The organism is Streptomyces sp. Tek67B01 (assembly GCF_055231995.1).
On sequence record NZ_JBUYUY010000001.1, the window covers coordinates 3,110,756 to 3,132,082 of the forward strand.

At 71.3% G+C, this 21,327-nt stretch carries 21 protein-coding genes; 8 read left to right on the forward strand and 13 right to left on the reverse strand.

The window, feature by feature from the left end:
* Positions 1 to 21 precede the first annotated feature (21 nt).
* Genes ACV7NM_RS13860 through ACV7NM_RS13895 form a run of 8 tightly spaced genes read right to left on the reverse strand, consistent with a single transcriptional unit; the run spans position 22 to position 6,839 of the window.
* Positions 22 to 2,028, reverse strand: coding sequence for an NADH-quinone oxidoreductase subunit 5 family protein (locus ACV7NM_RS13860; protein WP_463410563.1), 2,007 nt, complete (start codon positions 2,026 to 2,028; stop codon positions 22 to 24).
* Complete coding sequence (gene nuoK, locus ACV7NM_RS13865) at positions 2,025 to 2,399, reverse strand: NADH-quinone oxidoreductase subunit NuoK (RefSeq protein ID WP_136213198.1); 375 nt, start codon at positions 2,397 to 2,399, stop codon at positions 2,025 to 2,027. Before nuoK ends, ACV7NM_RS13860 begins: the two co-directional genes overlap by 4 nt.
* Positions 2,399 to 3,067 (reverse strand): NADH-quinone oxidoreductase subunit J family protein, encoded by a 669-nt coding sequence (locus ACV7NM_RS13870; RefSeq protein WP_463410564.1) that lies wholly within the window; start codon positions 3,065 to 3,067, stop codon positions 2,399 to 2,401. Before ACV7NM_RS13870 ends, nuoK begins: the two co-directional genes overlap by 1 nt.
* Positions 3,064 to 3,663, reverse strand: a complete 600-nt coding sequence (locus tag ACV7NM_RS13875; RefSeq protein ID WP_463410565.1) for a NuoI/complex I 23 kDa subunit family protein — start codon at positions 3,661 to 3,663, stop codon at positions 3,064 to 3,066. The genes ACV7NM_RS13870 and ACV7NM_RS13875 overlap by 4 nt, the downstream gene beginning before the upstream one ends.
* The gene (locus ACV7NM_RS13880; RefSeq protein ID WP_463410566.1) at positions 3,663 to 4,631 is read right to left on the reverse strand and encodes a complex I subunit 1/NuoH family protein; all 969 of its coding nucleotides are present in this window, start codon (positions 4,629 to 4,631) and stop codon (positions 3,663 to 3,665) included. The genes ACV7NM_RS13875 and ACV7NM_RS13880 overlap by 1 nt, the downstream gene beginning before the upstream one ends.
* A complete protein-coding gene (locus ACV7NM_RS13885) occupies positions 4,628 to 5,821 on the reverse strand; it encodes an NADH-quinone oxidoreductase subunit C (protein ID WP_463410567.1) in 1,194 nt (397 codons plus the stop codon). The genes ACV7NM_RS13880 and ACV7NM_RS13885 overlap by 4 nt, the downstream gene beginning before the upstream one ends.
* Positions 5,818 to 6,441, reverse strand: a complete 624-nt coding sequence (locus ACV7NM_RS13890; protein WP_463410568.1) for an NADH-quinone oxidoreductase subunit B — start codon at positions 6,439 to 6,441, stop codon at positions 5,818 to 5,820. Before ACV7NM_RS13890 ends, ACV7NM_RS13885 begins: the two co-directional genes overlap by 4 nt.
* Positions 6,432 to 6,839, reverse strand: a complete 408-nt coding sequence (locus ACV7NM_RS13895) for an NADH-quinone oxidoreductase subunit A (protein WP_136213193.1) — start codon at positions 6,837 to 6,839, stop codon at positions 6,432 to 6,434. Before ACV7NM_RS13895 ends, ACV7NM_RS13890 begins: the two co-directional genes overlap by 10 nt.
* Before the next feature lie 157 nt (positions 6,840 to 6,996).
* On the opposite strand from ACV7NM_RS13895, the gene ACV7NM_RS13900 reads away from it, so the two are divergent.
* From ACV7NM_RS13900 to ACV7NM_RS13920, 5 genes are all read left to right on the forward strand, one after another.
* Complete coding sequence (locus tag ACV7NM_RS13900) at positions 6,997 to 8,211, forward strand: sensor histidine kinase (protein ID WP_463410569.1); 1,215 nt, start codon at positions 6,997 to 6,999, stop codon at positions 8,209 to 8,211.
* A gap of 151 nt (positions 8,212 to 8,362) precedes the next feature.
* The gene (locus ACV7NM_RS13905) at positions 8,363 to 9,718 is read left to right on the forward strand and encodes a sensor histidine kinase (protein WP_463410570.1); all 1,356 of its coding nucleotides are present in this window, start codon (positions 8,363 to 8,365) and stop codon (positions 9,716 to 9,718) included.
* Positions 9,719 to 9,873: 155 nt separating this feature from the next.
* Positions 9,874 to 10,533, forward strand: coding sequence for a response regulator transcription factor (locus tag ACV7NM_RS13910; protein WP_463413938.1), 660 nt, complete (start codon positions 9,874 to 9,876; stop codon positions 10,531 to 10,533).
* Positions 10,534 to 10,766: 233 nt separating this feature from the next.
* A complete protein-coding gene (locus tag ACV7NM_RS13915; protein WP_463410571.1) occupies positions 10,767 to 12,716 on the forward strand; it encodes a 2-oxoacid:acceptor oxidoreductase subunit alpha in 1,950 nt (649 codons plus the stop codon).
* A complete protein-coding gene (locus ACV7NM_RS13920) occupies positions 12,709 to 13,782 on the forward strand; it encodes a 2-oxoacid:ferredoxin oxidoreductase subunit beta (RefSeq protein WP_463410572.1) in 1,074 nt (357 codons plus the stop codon). Before ACV7NM_RS13915 ends, ACV7NM_RS13920 begins: the two co-directional genes overlap by 8 nt.
* Before the next feature lie 58 nt (positions 13,783 to 13,840).
* On the opposite strand, the gene ACV7NM_RS13925 is transcribed toward ACV7NM_RS13920, so the two are convergent.
* A complete protein-coding gene (locus tag ACV7NM_RS13925; protein ID WP_463410573.1) occupies positions 13,841 to 14,203 on the reverse strand; it encodes a winged helix-turn-helix transcriptional regulator in 363 nt (120 codons plus the stop codon).
* Positions 14,204 to 14,296: 93 nt separating this feature from the next.
* Between ACV7NM_RS13925 and ACV7NM_RS13930 the strand changes: the two genes are divergently transcribed.
* The 3 genes from ACV7NM_RS13930 to ACV7NM_RS13940 all read left to right on the forward strand — a co-directional run bounded on the left by ACV7NM_RS13930 (position 14,297) and on the right by ACV7NM_RS13940 (position 17,919).
* Positions 14,297 to 15,154, forward strand: a complete 858-nt coding sequence (locus ACV7NM_RS13930; protein WP_463410574.1) for an SDR family oxidoreductase — start codon at positions 14,297 to 14,299, stop codon at positions 15,152 to 15,154.
* A 132-nt stretch (positions 15,155 to 15,286) separates the two neighbouring features.
* Entirely contained in the window at positions 15,287 to 16,360 is a 1,074-nt protein-coding gene (gene rarD, locus ACV7NM_RS13935) for an EamA family transporter RarD (RefSeq protein WP_463410575.1), read from the forward strand.
* A 206-nt stretch (positions 16,361 to 16,566) separates the two neighbouring features.
* Complete coding sequence (locus ACV7NM_RS13940; RefSeq protein WP_463410576.1) at positions 16,567 to 17,919, forward strand: M28 family metallopeptidase; 1,353 nt, start codon at positions 16,567 to 16,569, stop codon at positions 17,917 to 17,919.
* Between the two features lie 61 nt (positions 17,920 to 17,980).
* On the opposite strand, the gene ACV7NM_RS13945 is transcribed toward ACV7NM_RS13940, so the two are convergent.
* The 4 genes from ACV7NM_RS13945 to ACV7NM_RS13960 form a co-directional block, all read right to left on the reverse strand.
* Entirely contained in the window at positions 17,981 to 18,397 is a 417-nt protein-coding gene (locus tag ACV7NM_RS13945; protein ID WP_463410577.1) for a hypothetical protein, read from the reverse strand.
* Positions 18,394 to 18,597 carry a hypothetical protein gene (locus tag ACV7NM_RS13950; protein WP_229873387.1) on the reverse strand — a complete coding sequence of 68 codons (204 nt, stop codon included), beginning with the start codon at positions 18,595 to 18,597 and terminating at the stop codon, positions 18,394 to 18,396. Before ACV7NM_RS13950 ends, ACV7NM_RS13945 begins: the two co-directional genes overlap by 4 nt.
* 96 nt (positions 18,598 to 18,693) lie before the next feature.
* Complete coding sequence (locus ACV7NM_RS13955) at positions 18,694 to 19,923, reverse strand: LolA family protein (protein ID WP_463410578.1); 1,230 nt, start codon at positions 19,921 to 19,923, stop codon at positions 18,694 to 18,696.
* A gap of 212 nt (positions 19,924 to 20,135) precedes the next feature.
* A complete protein-coding gene (locus ACV7NM_RS13960) occupies positions 20,136 to 21,146 on the reverse strand; it encodes a polyprenyl synthetase family protein (protein WP_389662281.1) in 1,011 nt (336 codons plus the stop codon).
* Positions 21,147 to 21,327 lie beyond the last annotated feature (181 nt).

Below are 21,327 nucleotides of genomic sequence, written 5' to 3' on the forward strand. Positions count from 1 at the left end.
CAATCACGGCTGGCTCACGGCTCACGATCCGGCGTTGACGTTGGCGATGACGGCGGTGGCGATGGCCAGGACCACGGCGCCGGCGAGCAGGGCGCTCAGGTAGCTCTGCACGTTGCCGGTCTGGGCGCGGCGTACGAGGGTGCCGAGCAGCCGGGGGCCGGTGCCCGCACCGCGGACGTACGTGTCCACCACCTCGCGGTCGAGGAAGCGGACCAGGCTCGCGGCGCCGCGGACGGGGCGGACGAAGAGCCGGTCGTAGACGGCGTCGAGGTGGAAGCCGTCGGCGGCGTGGCGGTACAGCGGTCCGAGGAGGGCCTTGCCGGGGTCGGGGGCGGGACCGGCGGGCACGGCCGGGTGGTCGTGGGTGACCTCGGCGACCTCGGGGGTCTCGGCGGCCGACTCCGCGGCGGCGGCCGCGGCCGGCACCCCGGTCGCGGCGAGGCCCGCGCCGGCGGCGGCCTTGGCGGTGGCGCGCTGCCACAACCCGTAGGTCAGCAGGGCTCCGATGAATGCGGCGCCGGTGCCCAGGAGGGAGGTCGTCAGGGTGGGGGTGAGTCGCCGGCCGTCGAACCAGTCGGCGATCGGTCCGGCGGCGAGTCCGAAGCCGATCGACGGGATCGCCAGCAGCCACAGCACGCCGGTCATGGCGACGGGTTCCCTGCCGTGGTCGGGGGCGGCGGCGCCGCGGCCTCGGAAGGCCATCAGCCACAGGCGGGTGGCGTAGGCGGCGGTGAGCAGGGCGGTCAGCAGGGCGGCGACCAGCACGATCCAACCGGCGGCGCTGGGCGCGAAGTCGGATTGGCCATCGGCGGTGTGTTCGGCGGCGACGAGGACGGCTTCCTTGGAGAAGAAGCCGGCGAAGGGCGGGATCGCGGCGAGCGCGAAGAGCGCGATCGTCATGGTCCAGAAGGCGTCGGGGATGCGCTTGGCCAGGCCGTCCATCCGGGACATGGCGGCCAGGGAGTTCGTACCGGCGGCGTGGATGATGACGCCCGCGCCGAGGAAGAGGAGCGCCTTGAAGGCGCCGTGGGACAGGAGGTGGAAGACGGCGGCGCCGCGGTCGCCGACTGCCAGGGCGCCGGTCATATAGCCGAGCTGGCCGATGGTGGAGTAGGCGAGGACGCGTTTGATGTCGTCCTGCGCCAGGGCCGCGAGGCCCGAGCCGAGCATCGTGACGGCCGCCATGACGGCCATGACCACCAGCGCGGCGCCGGAGGCCGCGAAGACGGGGAGCAGGCGGGCGATGAAGTAGACACCGGCGGCGACCATCGTGGCCGCGTGGATGAGGGCGGAGACCGGGGTGGGGCCCGCCATGGCGTCGGGGAGCCAGCTGTGCAGCGGGAACTGCGCGGACTTGCCCGCGACCCCGGCCAGCAGGAGCAGTGCGATCAGCGTCGGGTGGCCGAGGCCGCCGGAGGCGACGGTGCCGAGGATCTTGGGGATCTCGAAGGAGCCGGCGTCGGCGGCGAGCGCGAACAGGCCGATGAGGAAGGGCACGTCGCCGAGCTTGGTGACGAGGAAGGCCTTGAGGGAGGCGGATCGGGCCGCCTCGGTCTCCCAGTAGTGGCCGACCAGGAAGTAGGAGCAGATGCCCATGACCTCCCAGCCGACGAGCAGCACCATCAGGTCGCCGGAGTAGACGACCACCAGCATGGCGGAGGTGAACAGGGAGACCAGGGCGGCGTACGAGGGGTAGCGCGGGTCCTCGCGCAGGTAGGCCGTCGAGTAGATCTGCACGCAGGTGGCGACGACCCCGACTAGGACGGCGACCAGTACGGCGAAGCCGTCGAGGTAGAGGGAGAGCTCGATCGGCACGGAGCCGGTCGGGGTGAGTCGGGTGGCGGCGTCGATGGCCGCGCCCCCGCCTTGGCGGATGGCGACGACCACGGCCAGGACGGCGGCGGCGAGCGTCGGCAGGACGGCCAGCGGCCGGGCGAAGCCGGGGGCACGGCGGCCGAGGAGGAGTCCGGCGACGGCGCCGAGGAAGGGGAGGACGGGGACGAGGACCGCGAGGGTCGTGGTGCTCACGCGGTGACCTCGCTCTGCTGGTTCGCGGCGGTGGAGGAGTCGGGGGCGGCCGGGGGCGGCTCGTGCCCTTCGGCGGTGTCGCGCAGCCGGTCGATGTCCGAGCTGCCCCGGTTGCGGTACACCATCAGCACGATCGCGAGGCCGATGCCGATCTCGGCGGCGGCGATGGCGATGGTGAAGAGGGTGAGGGCCTGGCCGGCGTGCAGGGTGTCGCGCAGCCAGACGTCGAAGGCCACCAGGTTGAGGTTGACGGCGTTGAGCATCAACTCGACGGACATCAGGACCAAGATGGCGTTGCGGCGGGCGAGCACTCCGTACAGGCCCGTGCAGAACAGCAGCGCCGCGAGCACGGCGGGGTAGGCGAGGTGCATCAGCGCTGCCCCTTGTTTTCGGTGTTTTCGGCGCGGGCGCGGAGGTCGGCGCGTTCGACGGGGCCGGCCGGGTCGAGGTCGGCCGGGTCGGGGTCGGCCGGGTCGGGATCGGCCGGGTCGGTCCTGCGGGAGAGCACGATGGCACCGATCAGGGCGGCGAGGAGCAGGACGGAGAGCGCCTCGAAGGGCAGTACCCAGTGCCGGAAGAGGATCTCGCCGGAGATCCGGGTGGAGCCTTGGACGGGGCCGTCGAGGTCGATCCAGGTGGTGCGGAAGGCGTCGACGACGACCCAGACGAGTGCGGCGGCGGCGACCGCCGCGACAGCGAGGGCGACCGGGCGGTTGCGGGAGTCGGCGTCCGGGGAGGGGCCGATGGGGGCCTTGGTGAGCATCAGCCCGAACAGGAGGAGGACGACCACGGAACCGAGGTAGATCAGCACCTGTACCCAGGCGATGAACTCGGCGGTCATCAGCAGGTACTCGACGGCGATCCCGCCGAGCGCGACGACCAGCCACAGGGCGGCGTGCACGAGCTGCTTCGTCGTGACGGTGATGGCGGCCGCGCCGAGGGTGGCGAGACCGACCAGGACGAAGGCGATCTCCACGCCGGTCGGGGACAGGAAACCCGGTCCCGCCGTCGCGGCCAGGGTGTGGACGGCGAGGCTCACGCGTCTGCCTCCGGCGTGCTGTCGGTGGCCGGCGCGGCGGCGGGCTCGGTGGGGGTGGCGGCCGCGGCCGCGGCGGCGGCCTCGGCCTTCTCCACCGCCTTGCGGGCGGCGGCGACTTCCTTCGGCTCCTCTGCGGCCGGGTCGAGGGCGGGCGGCGCCGGCACGGTCCACATCCACTCGCGGAGCTTGTCGCGCTCGTGGGTGAGTTCCAGGATGTCCGTCTCCGCGTACTCGAACTCCGGCGACCAGAACAGGGCGTCGAAGGGGCACACCTCGATGCAGATGCCGCAGTACATGCAGAGGGAGAAGTCGATGGCGAAGCGGTCGAGGACGTTGCGGCTGCGCTCGCGGCCGCCGGGGGCCGCGGCAGGCACCGTCTCCTTGTGCGAGTCGATGTAGATGCACCAGTCGGGGCACTCACGGGCGCACAGCATGCAGACCGTGCAGTTCTCCTCGAACAGGCCGATGACCCCGCGCGAGCGGGGCGGGAGCTCGGGCTGCACCTCGGGGTACTGGGCGGTGTGCGAACGCTTCGTCATCGTGCGCAGGGTGACGGCCAGCCCCTTGGCGAGACCGGATCCGGGGATGGGGGGCATTACTGGATCGCCACCTTCACGATGCCGGTGAGCGCGATCTGGGCGAGCGCGAGGGGAATGAGCACGGTCCAGGCGAGCTTCTGCAGCTGGTCCTCACGCAGCCGCGGGTAGCTCACGCGGAGCCAGATCACCACGAAGGCGAGGATCGCGACCTTGAGGAGGGTCCAGACCCAGCCCAGGCCGTCGGCGCCGAAGGGCCCGTGCCAGCCGCCGAGGAAGAGGACCGTGGTCAGCGCGCAGAGGACGACGATGCCGGCGTACTCGGCGAGCAGGAACAACGCGAAGCGCAGGCCGGTGTACTCGGTGTACGCGCCGAAGATGATCTCGGAGTCGGCGACGGGCATGTCGAAGGGGGGCCGCTGGAGTTCGGCGAGGCCGGCGGTGAAGAAGACGACGGCGCCGATGATCTGCCAGGGCAGCCACCACCAGTGGAACGATTCCAGGATGCCGGGCAGGGACACGGTCCCGGCGGCCATGGCGACCGAGGCGGCGGCGAGCAGCATCGGCAGCTCGTAGGCGAGGAGCTGGGCGGCGGTGCGCAGGCCACCGAGCAGGGAGAACTTGTTGGCGGACGCCCAGCCGGCCATCAGGCTGCCGAGTACGCCGACGCCCATGACGGCGAGGGCGAAGAAGAGCCCGGCGTCGATGACCTGGCCGACGGCGCCGGTACCGGGACCGAGGGGGATCACGATGAGGACGAGGAGGTACGGGAGCAGCGCGACGGCGGGGGCGAGCTGGAAGATCCGCCGGTCGGCGTTGGCCGGGACGATGTCTTCCTTCTGCGCGAACTTCACGCCGTCCGCGACGAGCTGGGCCCAGCCGTGGAAGCCGCCCGCGTACATGGGGCCGAGGCGGCCCTGCATGTGGGCCATGACCTTGTGCTCGGTCTGCCCGACGACGAGCGGGAGCACGAGGAAGACGGCGAAGACGAGGACCAGGCGCAGGGCGACGTCGAGTACGTCGTTCACGCGTCGCCTCCATCGTTGGGGTCGGGGGTGGTGGGGGTCGTGGGGGCGGTGCTGTCCGGCCGCTCGTCCGGCTCCGGAACCGGGTCGCCTGCGGCGGGCTCCGGGGAGGCCGGGGCGTCGAAGGCGGGCTTCGGGTCGTGCCACGGGGCGTCGCGCCTGGCCGGCGGTTTCGCGGTGGGGGCGGGCGCCTGCCCGGCGGCCGGGGTCTCCGGCGAGGCCTCCCCGGGCGGGGGCGCCTGGCTCGCCGAACCCTCCGACACCGAACGCGCACGCCGGGCCGGACGCACGGACGGGGTCTCCGGCACGGCCTCCCCCGGCGGGGGCGCCTGACTCGCCGAACCCTCCGACACCGAACGCGCACGCCGGGCCGGACGCACGGACGGGGTCTCCGGCGCGGCCTCCCCCGGCGGGGGCGCCTGGCTCGCCGAACCCTCCGACACCGAACGCGCACGCCGGGCCGGACGCACGGACGGGGTCTCCGGCACGGCCTCCCCCGGCGGGGGCGCCTGGCTCGCCGAACCCTCCGACACCGAACGCGCACGCCGGGCGGGGGCGCCCTCGCGCGCGGCGGCGGCGCGAGGGGTGCGGGCCGGGCGGGCCGGCGCCGGGGGAAGTTGGCCCTTGAGCGGGCCCCAGTCGTTCGGGTCGGGCACGCCCGGCGGCAGCATCTGCCGTCGCTTCGGCGCGTCCGGGTCGTGGCCCTCGCCCGGCTCCTTGGCGCCCGGCCATGCCTTCGCCACGCGCGCCGCCAAGACGAAGTCCTTGCGCAGCGGGTGTCCCTCGAAGTTCTCGGGCAGCAGCAGCGGCACCAGGTGCGGGTGATCGGTGAAGGTCACCCCGAACATCTCGAAGGTCTCCCGCTCGTGCCATTCCGCGCCCGCGTAGACCGCGACCGCCGATGGCAGCGACGGCGCCGCGTGCGAAACCGTCGTCCGCAGCAGGAGGCGACGTACGCGGTGGCCCTCCAGCGCGACCACGTGCGCGCAGATCACGAAACCGATGCCCGGCTCGTCCACCGCGCTCAGCCAGTCGAAGTAGGTGCAGCCCAGCTTGTCGCGGGCGATCTCCAGCGCGGGGATCCAGGACCCGACGGGCACGTCGATCGTGAGGACGTCGTACGCGAACGAGCCCACCGCCTCGGCTCCGAAGACCGTCGGGGCGGCGTCGGGCAGGGTGTCGTAGAGGTTCACTTCCCCGCCCCCTCGACGGCGGGCGGCGCGACCAGGCCGCTGGTGAGCTGGGTGACCGACGAGCCGGCGCCGGCGTAGCGGTCGGCGAGCGACTCCCGCGCGATCTTCTCCTGGAGCTTGAGGATGCCCTGGAGCAGCGCCTCGGGGCGGGGCGGGCAACCGGGGACGTAGACGTCGACGGGGATGATCTGGTCGACGCCCTTCGTCACGGAGTAGGAGTCCCAGTAGGGGCCCCCGCAGTTGGAGCAGGCGCCGAAGGAGATGACGTACTTCGGCTCCGGCATCTGCTCGTAGAGCCGCTTGACCGCCGGGGCCATCTTGTCCGTGACCGTCCCGGAGACGATCATCAGGTCCGCCTGGCGCGGGCCCGGCGCGAACGGGATGACGCCGAGCCGGATGAAGTCGTGCCGGGCCATCGACGCGGCGATGAACTCGATCGCGCAGCAGGCGAGGCCGAAGTTGAAGACCCACAGGCTGTACCGGCGACCCCAGTTGAGGACCACCTTCATGGGTTCGGGGGCCAGCCGGGAGAGCACGCCCAGCCTCTTCGGCTCGGGGAGGAGCTCCGGGGTGGTCGCGGCCGGCGACAGGTCCGGTGTCACGTCCGGTGTCACGTCCATTCGAGGACGCCCTTCTTGTACGCGTAGAGCAGGCCGACGGCCAGGAAGCCCAGGAAGACGAACATCTCCACGAGCGTCGTGGCGCCGTAACCGGCGGCGGCGAAGACCGTCGCCCACGGGAAGAGGAAGATCGAGTCGACGGCGAAGATGACGTAGAGGAAGGCGTAGACGTAGTAGCGGACCTGGGTGTGGGCCCAGCCCTCGCCCACCGGGTCCACACCGCATTCGTACGTCAGCAGCTTTTCGGGGGTCGGGACCACGGGCCGCAGCAGGCGGCCGGCGCCGAAGGCGACGGCGACGAAGAGCACGCCGAGTACGGCGAGCAGTCCGACGACCGAATAGCTTCGGAAGTAGTCCGCCGCGAGCACGTTTACGGTCGATACCGTTGGGTCGGGCACGTCCGTTTCCTCGCTCCTCGGCCACTGTCGACGATCTGGATGATCTGGTACGCACGGGAGTCTAGAGCCTGGGCCACAGCGGGTGGGGTTATCCCCCGTTCACTGCGGGCGGGCCACCCCATGGCATCCGGGCTGCGCACTTGGCACGCTGTGGCGCATGACCGCGAGCAGCCGCACCCCAGATGACGACCGCCCTCCCCGTGTCCGGGGCGCCTTCGACGCCTCGACGTGGAAGGAGATCGCGTACCTGCTGAGCAATCTGCCGGTGGCGTTGATCGGTTTTGTTTACACGGTTGTCATGGTTGCGGCGATGGGTGGGCTGTCCGTGACCGCCGTCGGACTGCCGTTGCTCGCGTGCGGCCTGTGGGGGGCGCGCCAGCTCGGGAAGCCGGAGCGCGCGCGGGCGCGGGCGCTGCTCGGTGTCCGCGTGGACGAGCCGACGCCGCTGCCCGGGCCGGAACGCTCAGGCGGTTTCTTCCCCTGGCTGTGGACGGGCATCAAGGATGCGGTGGCTTGGCGGACCGTGTTGTACGCGGTGGTCCGGCTGCCGTGGGCGGTGCTGACCTTCAGTATCGCGCTGGTGGGGCTGTTCGTGCTGTGGCCGGTGTTGCCGTGGCTGGTGCGCGGCATGGCCCAGGTGGACCGGGCGATGGTACGGAGCCTCCTGTCGCCGTCCGACGGGCTGGAGCGGCGCATCGCCGAGCTGGAGTCCGGACGTGGGGTGGTCGTGGACACGGCGGCGGCGGACCTGCGGCGGATCGAGCGGGGCCTGCACGACGGCGCGCAGGCCCGGCTGGTGGCGCTCGCGATGGGGCTGGGCCTGGCGAAGGAGAAGCTGCTGGAGGACCCCGACGCGGCGGCGGCGATGGTGGACGAGGCGCACGGCGAGGTGAAGATCGCCCTTCAGGAGCTGCGGGATCTCGCGCGGGGAATCCATCCGGCGGTGTTGACGGACCGGGGGCTGGACGCGGCGCTGTCGTCGTTGGCGTCGCGGTGCGTGGTGCCGGTGAAGGTGACGGTGGATCTGCCGGGGCGGCCGGCGGCGGCGATCGAGGGGATCGCGTACTTCGTGGTGTCGGAGCTGCTGCAGAACGTGAGCAAGCACGCGCGGGCGACGGGCGCGGGTGTCGAGGTGTGGCGGACGGCGGGGCGGTCGGTGGGACGGGGTCCGGGGCGGGGTGCGGGACGGCTGTTGATACGCGTGTCCGACGACGGGCGGGGCGGAGCCGATCCCCTGGCCGGGGGCGGGTCGGGGATGGCGGGGCTCGCGGAGCGGGTGGGGGCGGTTGACGGGGTCTTCGTGGTGGACTCGCCGGAGGGTGGGGGGACGGTGGTGACGGCGGAGCTGCCGTGGCGCGACCGCGAGGCGTAGGCCGTGCCCGGCTGCGGGCCTCACGGGGCTCCGCCCCGGGCCCCGCGCCTCAAACGCCGGCGAGGCTGGATCTGCTCCACTCCGGCGGGGCCGGGTGGGCCCGGGGTTGGGGGGTGGGGTTAACCCCCCGGGCGGGAGGCCCACGGGCCGGATGGTTCGGGGGTGGGGGCGGCGGCAGGGTGGAGGGGTATCCGGTAAGACGCGAAGGGGCGGGGACATGGGTGAGGGCAGTGCGGTCGGGCGAGTGGTGCGGGCGCCCTTGGCGGGGCGGACCTGGCGAGAGTTCGGGTATCTGATCAGCGGGTTTCCGCTGGGCCTGCTGTACTTCGCGCTCACCGTCACCGGGCTCAGCCTCGGCGCCGGACTGCTGGTCACCTTCCTCGGCGTGCCCGTGCTGGCCGGGGTGCTCATGATGGGCCGGGGTTTCGGTCGGGTGGAGCGGGCCCGGGTGCGGGGGCTGCTGGGCGGGAAGGTCGGGGAGCCGGCGCCGATCCGCGCCCGCAAGCCCGGGGTGTTCCCCGCCGTGGGGGCCGTGCTCAAGAGCGGGAGCGCCTGGCGGCACGCCCTGTACCCCGTGCTCCACTTCCCCTGGGCGGTGTTCGGGTTCACCCTGGCACTGGTGTTCTGGGTGTGCGGGTGGTCCATGCTGCTCTACCCGTTGTGGTTCTGGGTCTTCCCGACCTTCACCGACCAGCGTGGGCTGATCGTCTTCCAGAACGACGGCTACTCCTTCACCCTGGCGACCCCCGCGACCATCGCCGCCGCCGCCGTGTGCGGCCTCGCGCTCACCCTGGCGACCCCCTGGGTGATCCGCGCACTGACCACCGTCGACCGCGTCCTCGTGACCGCCCTCCTCGGGCCGACCCGGCTGGACAGCCGCGTCAGCGAGCTGGAGTCCGACCGGGGGGCGGTCGTGGACACGGCCGCCGCCGATCTGCGCCGCATCGAGCGGGACCTACACGACGGGGCGCAGGCGCGCCTGGTGGCGTTGGCCATGGACCTGGGTCTGGCCAAGGAGAAGCTGGCCGAGGACCCCCGGAGCGCCGCCCGGATGGTGGACGAGGCGCACGGCGAGGTGAAGGTCGCCCTCCAGGAGCTGCGGGACCTGGCCCGGGGCATCCATCCGGCCGTCCTCACCGACCGGGGGTTGGACGCGGCGCTGTCCTCGGTGGCCTCGCGGTGCGCGGTACCGGTGAAGGTGGCGGTGGAGCTGCCGGAGCGGCCGTCGGCCTCGGTCGAGGGGATCGCGTACTTCACGGTCTCCGAGTTGCTGCAGAACGTCAGCAAGCACGCGCGGGCCCGTACGGCGAGCGTCGACGTGTGGCGGACGGGGAACCGGTTGCTGCTGCGGGTGTCGGACGACGGTCGGGGCGGTGCGGACGCGCGGGCCGGGACGGGGCTCGCGGGGCTCGCCGGGCGGCTGGACGCGGTGGACGGGGTGCTGGTCGTGGACTCCCCGGCCGGCGGCGGCACCACGGTCACCGCCGAGGTGCCCTGGCGCGCCTGACCGACCGGGCGCGCAGGCCCCCACCCCCCACGTTCCCCCACTTGGCCCGGACTCCCCTGTTCCGGGCCATCGGGCTGGGATGCTTGGCTCAGCCAGGGATCACCGGGGTTCCGGCTACGAGTGGACGCGGGAGCTGCTGAGTCGTGGAAGACAGGGTGCGGGTGGTCATCGCCGAGGATTCAGTGCTGCTCCGTGAGGGCCTGACCCGGTTGCTGACCGACCGGGGGCATGACGTCGTGGCGGGCGTCGGGGACGCGGATGCCCTGATCAAGACGGTGGCGGAGCTGGACGCCGAGGGCGCGTTGCCCGATGTGGTGGTGGCCGATGTGCGGATGCCGCCGACGCACACCGACGAGGGCATCCGGGCCGCCGTGCGGCTGCGCCGCGACCACCCCGGCATAGGTGTCCTCGTGCTGTCCCAGTACGTGGAGGAGCAGTACGCCACCGAACTCCTGGCCGGTTCCAGTACCGGCGTGGGGTACCTGCTGAAGGACCGGGTGGCCGAGGTGCGCGAATTCCTGGACGCCGTGGTGCGCGTGGCCCGGGGCGGCACCGCCCTGGACCCCGAGGTGGTCGCCCAGTTGCTCGGACGCAGCCGGAAGCAGGACGTGCTCGCGGGTCTGACGCCGCGCGAGCGCGAGGTGCTGGGGCTGATGGCCGAGGGGCGCACCAATTCGGCGGTGGCCAAGCAGCTCGTGGTGAGCGACGGGGCGGTCGAGAAGCACGTCGGCAACATCTTCATGAAGCTCGGACTGTCCCCCAGTGACGGGGATCACCGGCGTGTACTGGCGGTTCTCACCTATCTGAAGTCCTGATCGACTGACACCCTGTCAGCCGGGACGGGTCGGAGCGGCCTCCATCGGCGCACCGGCCGGTCTCCAGGGCAGCACCGCCGACCGTTTGGCATATTCGCGTAATGAACGGCGTCTGTCGGACAGACCGTCCTCGAAACGACGGTCCAGAATTCGGGCGACCCAGGGACGAGCGACCTGACGGACGTAGGGTTGCCCTTGGGAGCGAACGCCCGCCTCGAAGGAGGTCCAGTTCAGTGACCAGCCAGGTCAGTAGCCCAGCCGAGCAGGCCGACGGGGCCGGAGAGACCGTGGTCGGCGAGCAGCGCACGCCACCGCGACCAGGTGGGGGTGGCAAGGAGGTCCGCCGTCTCGACCGTGTGATCATCCGTTTCGCGGGTGACTCGGGTGACGGCATGCAGCTCACCGGTGACCGCTTCACCTCGGAGACGGCGTCGTTCGGCAACGACCTCTCCACACTGCCGAACTTCCCGGCCGAGATCAGGGCGCCCGCAGGAACTCTGCCGGGCGTCTCGTCGTTCCAGCTGCATTTCGCGGATCACGACATCCTGACGCCCGGGGACGCGCCGAACGTGCTGGTGGCCATGAATCCGGCGGCGTTGAAGGCGAACATCGGCGATGTGCCGCGCGGCGCGGAGATCATCATCAACACCGATGAGTTCACCAAACGGCCGATGGCCAAGGTGGGCTACGAGACCTCCCCGCTGGAGGACGGTTCCCTCGCCGCGTACAACATCCACCCGGTGCCGCTGACGACGCTGACCGTGGAGGCGCTGAAGGACTTCGGCCTCTCGCGCAAGGAGGCCGAGCGGAGCAAGAACATGTTCGCGCTGGGCCTGCTGTCGTGGATGTACCACCGGCCGACCGAGGGCACCGAGGCGTTCTTGCGGAGCAAGTTCGCGAAGAAGCCGGACATCGCCGAGGCGAACGTGACGGCCTTCCGGGCGGGCTGGAACTTCGGTGAGACGACCGAGGACTTCGCGGTCTCCTACGAGGTGGCCCCCGCGACCCGCGCCTTCCCGACGGGTACCTACCGCAACATCTCGGGGAACCTGGCCCTCGCCTACGGCCTGATCGCCGCCGGCCGGCAGGCCGATCTCCCGCTCTACCTGGGCTCGTACCCGATCACTCCGGCCTCGGACATCCTGCACGAGCTGAGCAAGCACAAGAACTTCGGCGTACGGACCTTCCAGGCGGAGGACGAGATCGCCGGCATCGGCGCGGCCCTCGGCGCGGCCTTCGGCGGCGCCCTGGCGGTGACCACCACCTCCGGCCCCGGTGTCGCGCTCAAGTCGGAGACCATCGGCTTGGCGGTCTCCTTGGAGCTGCCGCTGCTGATCGTGGACATCCAGCGCGGCGGCCCCTCCACGGGTCTGCCCACCAAGACGGAGCAGGCCGACCTGCTCCAGGCGATGTACGGGCGCAACGGCGAGGCGCCGGTGCCGATCGTCGCCCCCCGTACCCCGGCGGACTGTTTCGACGCCGCTCTGGACGCGGCGCGGATCGCGCTGACCTACCGCACGCCGGTCTTCCTGCTCTCCGACGGCTACCTCGCCAACGGCTCCGAGCCCTGGCGCATCCCGGAAGTCGCCGACCTGCCCGATCTGCGCACCAGTTTCGCCACGGCACCCAACCACGTCCTCGCCGACGGCACCGAGGTGTTCTGGCCCTACAAGCGCGACCCGCAGACCCTGGCCCGCCCCTGGGCCCTGCCCGGCACCCCCGGGCTCGAACACCGCATCGGCGGCATCGAGAAGCAGGACGGCTCGGGCAACATCTCCTACGACCCGGCCAACCACGACTTCATGGTCCGCACCCGCCAGGCCAAGATCGACCAGATCGCCGTCGCGGACCTGGACGTCGACGACCCGGACGGGGCCCGCGCGCTCGTCCTGGGCTGGGGCTCCACCTACGGCCCCATCACCGCCGCCGTGCGCCGGCTGCGCACCGCCGGCCTGCCCATCGCCCAGGCCCACCTGCGCCACCTCAACCCGTTCCCCGGAAATCTCGGGGAGGTCCTGAAGCGTTACGAGAAGGTAGTGGTGCCGGAGATGAACCTCGGGCAGCTGGCCACCTTGATCCGGGCGAAGTACCTGGTGGACGCCCAGTCGTACAACCAGGTCAACGGAATGCCCTTCAAGGCGGAACAGCTCGCGACGGTCCTCAAGGAGGCCATCAATGACTGACGTGACCGACGCGCCGACCCCGTCGCTGCTGTCGCTGGTACCGAAGGCCCAGGCCAAGCAGTCGATGAAGGACTTCAAGTCGGACCAGGAGGTCCGCTGGTGTCCGGGCTGCGGTGACTACGCCGTCCTCGCCGCCGTGCAGGGCTTCATGCCCGAGCTGGGGCTGGCGAAGGAGAACATCGTCTTCGTCTCGGGCATCGGCTGCTCCTCCCGCTTCCCCTATTACATGAACACCTACGGCATGCACTCCATCCACGGTCGTGCCCCCGCCATCGCGACCGGTCTGGCCACCTCCCGCCGCGACCTGTCCGTCTGGGTCGTCACCGGTGACGGGGACGCGCTGTCCATCGGCGGCAACCACCTGATCCACGCGCTGCGCCGCAACGTCAACCTCAAGATCCTGCTCTTCAACAACCGGATCTACGGACTGACCAAGGGCCAGTACTCGCCCACCTCAGAGGTCGGGAAGATCACCAAGTCCACCCCCATGGGCTCGCTCGACGCCCCCTTCAACCCGGTCTCCCTCGCGCTCGGCGCCGAAGCCTCCTTCGTCGCCCGCACCGTCGACTCCGACCGCAAGCACCTCACCGAGGTCCTGCGCCAGGCGGCCGATCACCGGGGCACCGCCCTCATCGAGATCTACCAGAACTGCAACATCTTCAACGACGGCGCCTTCGAAGTCCTCAAGGACCAGGAGCAGGCCCAGGAGGCGGTCATCCGCCTCGAACACGGCCGGCCCATCCGCTTCGGCGCCGAGGGCCACAAGGGCGTGATCCGCGACCAGACCACGGGCGACCTGGAGGTCGTCACCGTCACGCCGGAGAACGAGGCGCGCGTACTGGTCCACGACGCGCACGCGGCGAGCCCGACCACCGCCTTCGCGCTCTCCCGCCTCGCCGACCCCGACACGCTCCACCACACGCCCATCGGCGTCTTCCGCGACTTCGACCGGCCGGTCTACGACACCCTCATGGCCGACCAGCTCGACGCCGCGATCGACCAGCGCGGCAAGGGCGACCTGACCACGCTGCTCACCGGCAACGACACCTGGACGGTGGTCGGCTGATCCGCCGACGCCCGCCCCGGGGCTCCTGCCGCCCCGGCTCGACCCGGCCCGGATCTCGCTACGAGGTCCGGGCTTCGTCGTAGCGGACGCGCGCCGCCTGGACGTCCGGGGTCCGCCGCTCGGTCCAACGGGCCAGCGCCCAGACCTGTTCGGCCGCCTCGCGGCCGAGGTCGGTGAGCGAGTAGTCGACGCGCGGCGGGATCACCGGGTACGCCCGGCGCAGCAGGAAGCCGTCGCGTTCCAGGGTCCGCAGGGTCTGGGTGAGCATTTTCTCGCTGACGCCGCCCACCTCACGGCGCAGTTCGGCGAACCGGTACGGCCGCTCCACGAGGGCCGCGAGGACGAGGACGCCCCAGCGGCTGGTCACGTGCTCCAGCACTCCGCGAGAGGGGCACATCGGAGCCTTCACACTTACGTCCATACCAGTACCTTACTTCAAAGTGGGTACTTCCGAATAGTTAGCGCTCTCCCTAGGGTGGTGACACAAGCGAACGTCGCACGAAGGAGAGCCGTCATGAGCCGCATCGTCGTCACCGGAGCCACCGGAGCCCTCGGCCGGCTGGTCGTCGCGGACCTGCTGGAGCGGGTTCCGGCGGGCCGGATCGCCGTCGTCGTCCGGAACGAGGAGAAGGCCGCCGACCTGGCCGCGCGGGGCGTCGACGTACGCGTCGCCGACTACGACGACCCGGCGAGCCTCGCCGGCGTCTTCGCCGAGGGCGACCGGGTCCTGTTGATCTCCGGCAGCGAGGTCGGGCGCCGCGTCCCCCAGCACACGGCCGTGATCGAGGCCGCGAAGGCGGCGGGCGTCGCGCAGCTCGCGTACACCGGCATCCTCGGCGGCCCCGAGGCCGACTTCGAGCTGGCGGCCGAGCACAAGGTGACCGAGCAGGCGATCCTCGACTCCGGGCTGCCCTACACCTTCCTCCGCAACGGCTGGTACCACGAGAACTACACCGCCCAGCTCCCCGTCGTCCTGGAGCACGGAGCGGTGGTGGGCAGCGCCGGCGAGGGCCGGATCGCCTCGGCCTCGCGGGCCGACTACGCGGCCGCCGCCGCGGCGGTGCTGACCGGCCAGGGGCACCTGAACCAGGTCTACGAACTCTCGGGCGACACCGCCTGGAGCCTGGAGGAGTACGCGGCCGAGGTGGCCGAGCAGTCCGGCCGCGAGGTCGCGTACGCGGCGCTCCCGGCCGACGCCCACCTCGACGTCCTCACCGGCGCCGGAGTACCCGAGCCGTTCGCGGCGATCCTGGTCGACGTCGACGCGGCGATCGCGCGCGGTCGGTTGGCCGGGTCGAGCGGCGACCTGTCCCGCCTGATCGGGCGGCCCACCACCCCCGTCGCGCAGGCGATCGCCTCGGCCCTGGCCTGAGTCGCCCGATCCCCGCTCCACAAGCGCTCGGACGTGTCATGAGTATCTCGCGCTGACGGGCATGACATCCGGGCGCCGCGGCGCTACGGTCGTGAAGTTGTGAGATTGGCCGGAAGTCGCACTGGAGGGCCCGTGAAGGCGGAGAACGAGCAGCGCACGGGTTTGCTCTACGGATTCGGCGCATACGGGATGTGGGGGCTGGTCCCCCTCTTCTGGCCGCTCCTCAAGCCTTCCGGGGCGATCGAGATCCTCGCCCACCGCATGGTGTGGTCCGTGGTCGTGGTCGGGCTCGCGCTCCTCGTGCTGCGCCGCTGGGGCTGGATCGCCGAGCTGGTGCGACAGCCGCGCAAGCTCGGCCTGACCGCGCTGGCCGCCTGCGTGATCAGCGTGAACTGGGGCCTGTACATCTGGGCGGTCAACCACGGCCAAGTGGTCGAGGCGAGTCTCGGCTACTTCATCAACCCGCTCGTCACCATCGCCCTGGGCGTCCTCGTCCTGGGCGAGCGGCTGCGCCGGGCGCAGTGGGCGGCCGTCGGCATCGGCTTCGCCGCCGTGGTGGTGCTCGCCGTCGGATACGGGCGCCCGCCGTGGATCTCGCTGGTGCTCGCCTTCTCCTTCGCCACCTACGGGCTGATCAAGAAGAAGCTCAACATGGGCGGCCTGGAGTCGCTGACCGCCGAGACCGCGCTGCTGTTCCCGCCCGCCCTGGCGTACCTGGTGTGGCTCGGGGTGCGGGGCGAGTCGACCTTCACCACCCAGGACCTCGGCCACTCCGCGCTGCTGGCCTCGACGGGCCTGGTCACGGCGCTGCCGTTGATCTGCTTCGGGGCAGCCGCGATCCGCGTGCCGCTCTCCACCCTGGGGCTGCTCCAGTACCTGGCGCCGGTGTTCCAGTTCGCACTGGGGGTCGTCTACTTCCACGAGGCGATGCCGGCCGAACGCTGGGCCGGCTTCTCCCTGGTCTGGGTCGCTCTCGTGATCCTGACGTGGGAAGCGCTGCGGACCTCGCGCCGGAACCGGGCACTGCTCGAAGCGGCCGCGTCGCCGGCGCCCGCGGGGCCGACCGCACCCGCGGGAACGACGGAGCCTGCCGGTCCGGCGACAGCCGGCGATACGGCGGCAGCCGCCGATACGACATCGACCGACGGTACGACCTCGGCCGCCGCGGCTCCCGCGGCCGTGGCCCCGACCCGCGAGTCCGCGTAACACCCGCTTCCCGCACCCCACCCCGATCCCCGGCACGGACCCACCGCGCCGGGGATCGTCCGTTCACCGAACATTCCGGTCCGGATTGCGCTCTTGACGGATCGTCACACCCTCGTTGAGCATCGGGCTCGCACTGACGCACGCACGCTCACTTGCTCGATCCCCGCACGTTCCGTCTCATCCCCAACGGAATCCGGAGCCCCCACATGAGCTTGTCCGTCTCCCGGCGCCTTGCCGCCGTGGCCGCGCTCGCGGTCGCGGCCACGGGACTGTACGCGGCCACCACCCCCGCCGCCCTCGCCGCACCGACCGCGCCCGCCACTGCGGCCACTGCGGTCGCTGCGGTCACGGCGGCGCCGCCCCCGCCCGACATCCCGGTGGCCAACGTCAAGGCACACCTGGCACAGCTCCAGACCATCGCCACCAACAACGGCGGCAACCGCGCCCACGGCAAGTCCGGCTACAAGGCGTCCACCGACTACGTGAAGGCAAAGCTGGACGAGGCCGGGTTCACCACGACCCTCCAGACCTTCACCTCCGGCGGCGCCACCGGCTACAACCTGATCGCCGACTGGCCGGGCGGCGACCCCAACTCGGTGCTGATGACCGGCGCGCACCTGGACTCGGTCAACGCCGGTCCCGGCATCAACGACAACGGCTCGGGCAGCGCCGCCATCCTGGAGACGGCGCTCTCCGTCTCCCGCGCCCGGCTCCAGCCCACCAAGCACCTGCGGTTCGGGTGGTGGGGGGCCGAGGAACTGGGCATGGTCGGCTCGAAGTACTACGTGAACAACCTGCCGGCCGCCGAGAAGTCGAAGATCTCCGGCTACCTGAACTTCGACATGATCGGCTCGCCGAACCCCGGCTACTTCGTCTACGACGACGACCCGAAGCTGGAACAGACCTTCAAGACCTACTTCGCCGGCCTGAACATCCCCACCGAGATAGAGACCGAGGGCGACGGCCGCAGCGATCACGCGCCGTTCAAGAACGCCGGCATACCGGTCGGCGGCCTGTTCTCCGGCGCCGACTACACGAAGACCGCCGCCCAGGCACAGAAGTGGGGCGGCACCTCCGGTCAGGCCTTCGACCGCTGCTACCACGCGTCCTGCGACACCTCCGCGAACATCGACGACACGGCGCTGGACCACAATTGCGACGCCATCGCGTACGCGGTGTGGACCCTCGGTGCGGCCGCGACGGTGCCGCCCGGCGCGTCCTTCGAGAACACGACGGACGTGGCCGTTCCGGACTCCCCCGCCCCGGCGGTGACCTCACCGATCACGGTCTCGGGCGTCGCGGGCAACGCGCCGGCGACCACCAAGGTCGACGTGAACCTCGTCCACACCTACCGCGGTGACCTGGTGATCGACCTGATCGCCCCGGACGGTACGGCGTACCGGCTCAAGAACTCCGACTCCGACTCGGCCGACAACGTCGTGGCCTCGTACACGGTGAACGCGTCGAGCGAGGTGGCCAACGGCGTGTGGAAGCTCCGGGTCCAGGACGTGGCGTCGCGGGACACCGGCTACATCGACAGCTGGCGGATCACCTTCTGACGGACCGGTACGCCACGCACGCCACGGACCGGTACGCCACGGACCGGCCGGCCCGGCTTCGCTACGCGTCCTCGCCGTGGGACCGCAGCGAGGCCGGGAGGGGCTCCCTGATGAGGGCCCGCAGTTCCTCGGCGACCGTCCCGATGTCCGCTCGACCGCCCTTCGCCGCCTCCACCAGATCACCGAGCTCCTCCGGCGAGGGCAATTGCTTCGCCCCCGCGACGCGCAGGTACGAGCGGGTCGCGGCGGCCGCGTAGAACTCGTTCATCGGGGATTCCAGCGCCGGGCAGACGGCGAGGGTGTGCAGAAACGCGGCGGCCCGCCACGCGGTGTCCGGGGCGGGCTGTTCGGGCACCAGGACGAGGTCGTTCTGGTGGCGGGCGACGGCGGCGGCCACCCCGGACGGGTCCCATACGGCGGGATCCGACGGCAAATGGTGGGCCAGGGCGGTCCAGGCCCACTCCATGGTGATCTTCAATGGCCGAACCGCTCCTGGAAGTAGCCCCAGTGGTCGGCGAACTCGTCGATGCCGGACAGGAACGACTTGCGGTCCTCGTCCAACTCGCGTTCGGTGACCTCGGTGATCAGCGCGGTGACCGTCGTACCCAGTGCCGCCGCGCGCGCCTTGAGGCGTTCGTGGAACTCTTCGTCCAGGCGGATGGTGACGTGTCTCGACATGTCCTCCACGGTACAGCGACCGCGCTGTACACAGGAGGGGAACGGCGCGAGGGTGGCCCGGGACACAGTCCCGGGCCACCCTCGCGCGCGGTGCGGCTACTTGGCGGAGTCGGCCGTCTTCACGAGCGCGTCCTTGGTGACCGCTCCCACGTAGACCTTGCCGTCGTCCGTGATCAGGGCGTTGACCAGCCGGGTCGAGAAGATCCGGCCCGAGCCGAACGAGCCGGTGACCTTGTCCCCGAGGGAGTCGAGGAACTGCTTGGCCTCCTTGGGGGCGTTCTTGTCCTTGGCCGCGCTCTCGGCGTCCTTGAGGCCCTTGCCTCCGGGTACGGAGATCTGCGCGACCGAGGCCCAGCCCTCGCCGAGCACCTTCACGTCGCCCTTGCCGGCTCCGGCGGCCCCGCCGGTCAGGCCTTCGAGGCCGGGGAGGGAGTCCAGGCCCTTCCACTCCTTGCCGTGGACGCCGTCCTTGCCGTCCTTGCCGTGCTCGTCGGCGCCCTCGGTCACCTTCGCGCCCTTGGGCGGGGTGAAGGCGAGGGCGTCGGCGGCCGGCTTGGCGAAGTCCACCTTGGTGAAGCCCGCGTCCACGATCGGCTTGCCGCCCTGGCTGGACAGCACCTGCACGCGCAGCGGCACGCCGTTCTTGGCGTCCACGGCGATCTGTACCGAGCCGACCGTGGAACCGGCCTGCTTGGGCTTGAGCACGAGCTGGTAGGCGTCCCGCCCGGCCACCTGGGCGGTGTCGCCCACACTGACGTCGGTGGTGGGGCCGGCGGCCTTGAGGGCCTCCTGCGCCATCTCCTGCGGCGAGGCCGGCATCCGCTCCCCGGCCTTGCGCCCGGTGCCGGTCCCGGACCGGTCGTCCTTCTCGTGGAAGACCTGGTTGGACTTGCTGTCGTACCCCCACACGTCCTTGCCGTCGTGGGTGAGGCTGTACTCGTCCTTGCCGTCGAGGACGGTGAGCTTCTGCCGGTCCGGTCCGTCGGCCGCGACGCGGAGGGTGTGCGTGCCGTTCGCCAGCTGCGCGACCTTGTCCTGGGGGTCGGCCGAGCCACCCGTGACACCGCCACCGGCGCGGCCGCCCAGCAGGCCGCCGGCCAGGGTGGGCAGGCCCAGGTCCGTGCTGATCTTGGCGCTGCCGGAGAACTGCTGGACGTCCGAGGCCGCGATCTTCTCGATGAGCTGCTGGGCCGTCACCTTGGGCAGGTCCGGGTTCCCGGCGTTGGCGAAGGCCGGGACCATCGCGATGGTCGCGGCCGCCACGCCGAACACCGCGACCGGTACGGCGTACCGAGCGGCCTTGCGGGTCTTCGTGTTCGTTGCCATCTTCTCTGCCTGCCTCCGTAGATGCGTCGCGTCCACTCCCCGCCGCCACTCTCACCCGATCTGGTGGGGATGTGCCTCTATCTGACCAAAGGAGGGGGGCCGAACGCGTCACTCCCCGGACTCAACCGGACGTACACCCCAGGGATGACACGACACGGGCTCGGCATCCCCTACCCGTAGGGGATGCCGGGCCCGTCGCGAGAGCCATCGGGCTAGCCCGCGCGGTGGACCACCGCGTCACACAGTTCTTCGAGCGCCGACTTGGCGAAGCACTCGGGGAGCGGGGCGAGCGTGGCCCGCGCGTCCTGCGCGTAGCGGATGGTGTCGCGTCGGGCCTGCTCCAGCGCGGGGTGCACGCGCAGTCGGGCCAAGGCCTCGGCGTGCCGGGCGTCGTCGCTGAGGTCCCCGTCCAGGAGCCGTACGAGGTCCAGGTCGTCGGGGTCCCGGTCCCGCTCCGCCATTTCCCGCAGGCGCAGTACGGGCAGGGTCGGGATGCCCTCGCGCAGGTCGGTGCCGGGGGTCTTGCCGGACTCGTGGGAGTCGGAGGCGATGTCGAGGACGTCGTCGGCGAGTTGGAAGGCGATGCCGAGGCGCTCGCCGTACTGGGTCAGGATGTCGACCACCGACTCGTCGGCACCCGCCATCAGCGCGCCGAACCGGCCGGAGACGGCGATCAGCGAGCCGGTCTTGCCCGCCATGACGTCGAGGTAGTGGGCGACGGGGTCGCGACCGTCGCGCGGGCCGGCCGTCTCCAGGATCTGGCCGGTCACCAGGCGCTCGAAGGCCTCGGCCTGGATGCGTACGGCCTCGGGGCCCAGGTCGGCCAGGATGTGCGAGGCGCGGGCGAAGAGGAAGTCACCCGTCAGGACGGCGACCGAGTTGCCCCAGCGAGTGTTGGCGCTCTCCACGCCACGGCGCACGTCCGCCTCGTCCATGACGTCGTCGTGGTAGAGCGTGGCCAGATGGGTGAGTTCCACGACCACCGCGGACGGCACGATCCCGGGGGCGTACGGATCTCCGAAACGGGACGCGAGCAGCACCAGCAACGGCCGGAACCGCTTGCCTCCGGCCCGCACCAGGTGCTGCGCGGCCTCGGTGATGAAGGGGACTTCGCTCTTGGTGGCCTCCAGCAGACCCGCCTCGACGGCGGCCAGTCCGGCCTGGACATCGGTCTCAAGAGCCTGGTCCCGCACGCTCAGTCCGAACGGCCCGACGACGGTCACGAGGGGTACTCCTGTCTGCTGACGATCACCTTGACGATCACATGGATTGTCGATGTGTCGCTGCCATCACTCAAGCCAGCGTATCCGGTCTGTTTTCGATCACCCAGAGCGCCTGCCCCGGCGCCACGCGCGCGCTGCCCGATGCGCACCGGTATGTTCGTCGGGAGCCGAAACAACCTGA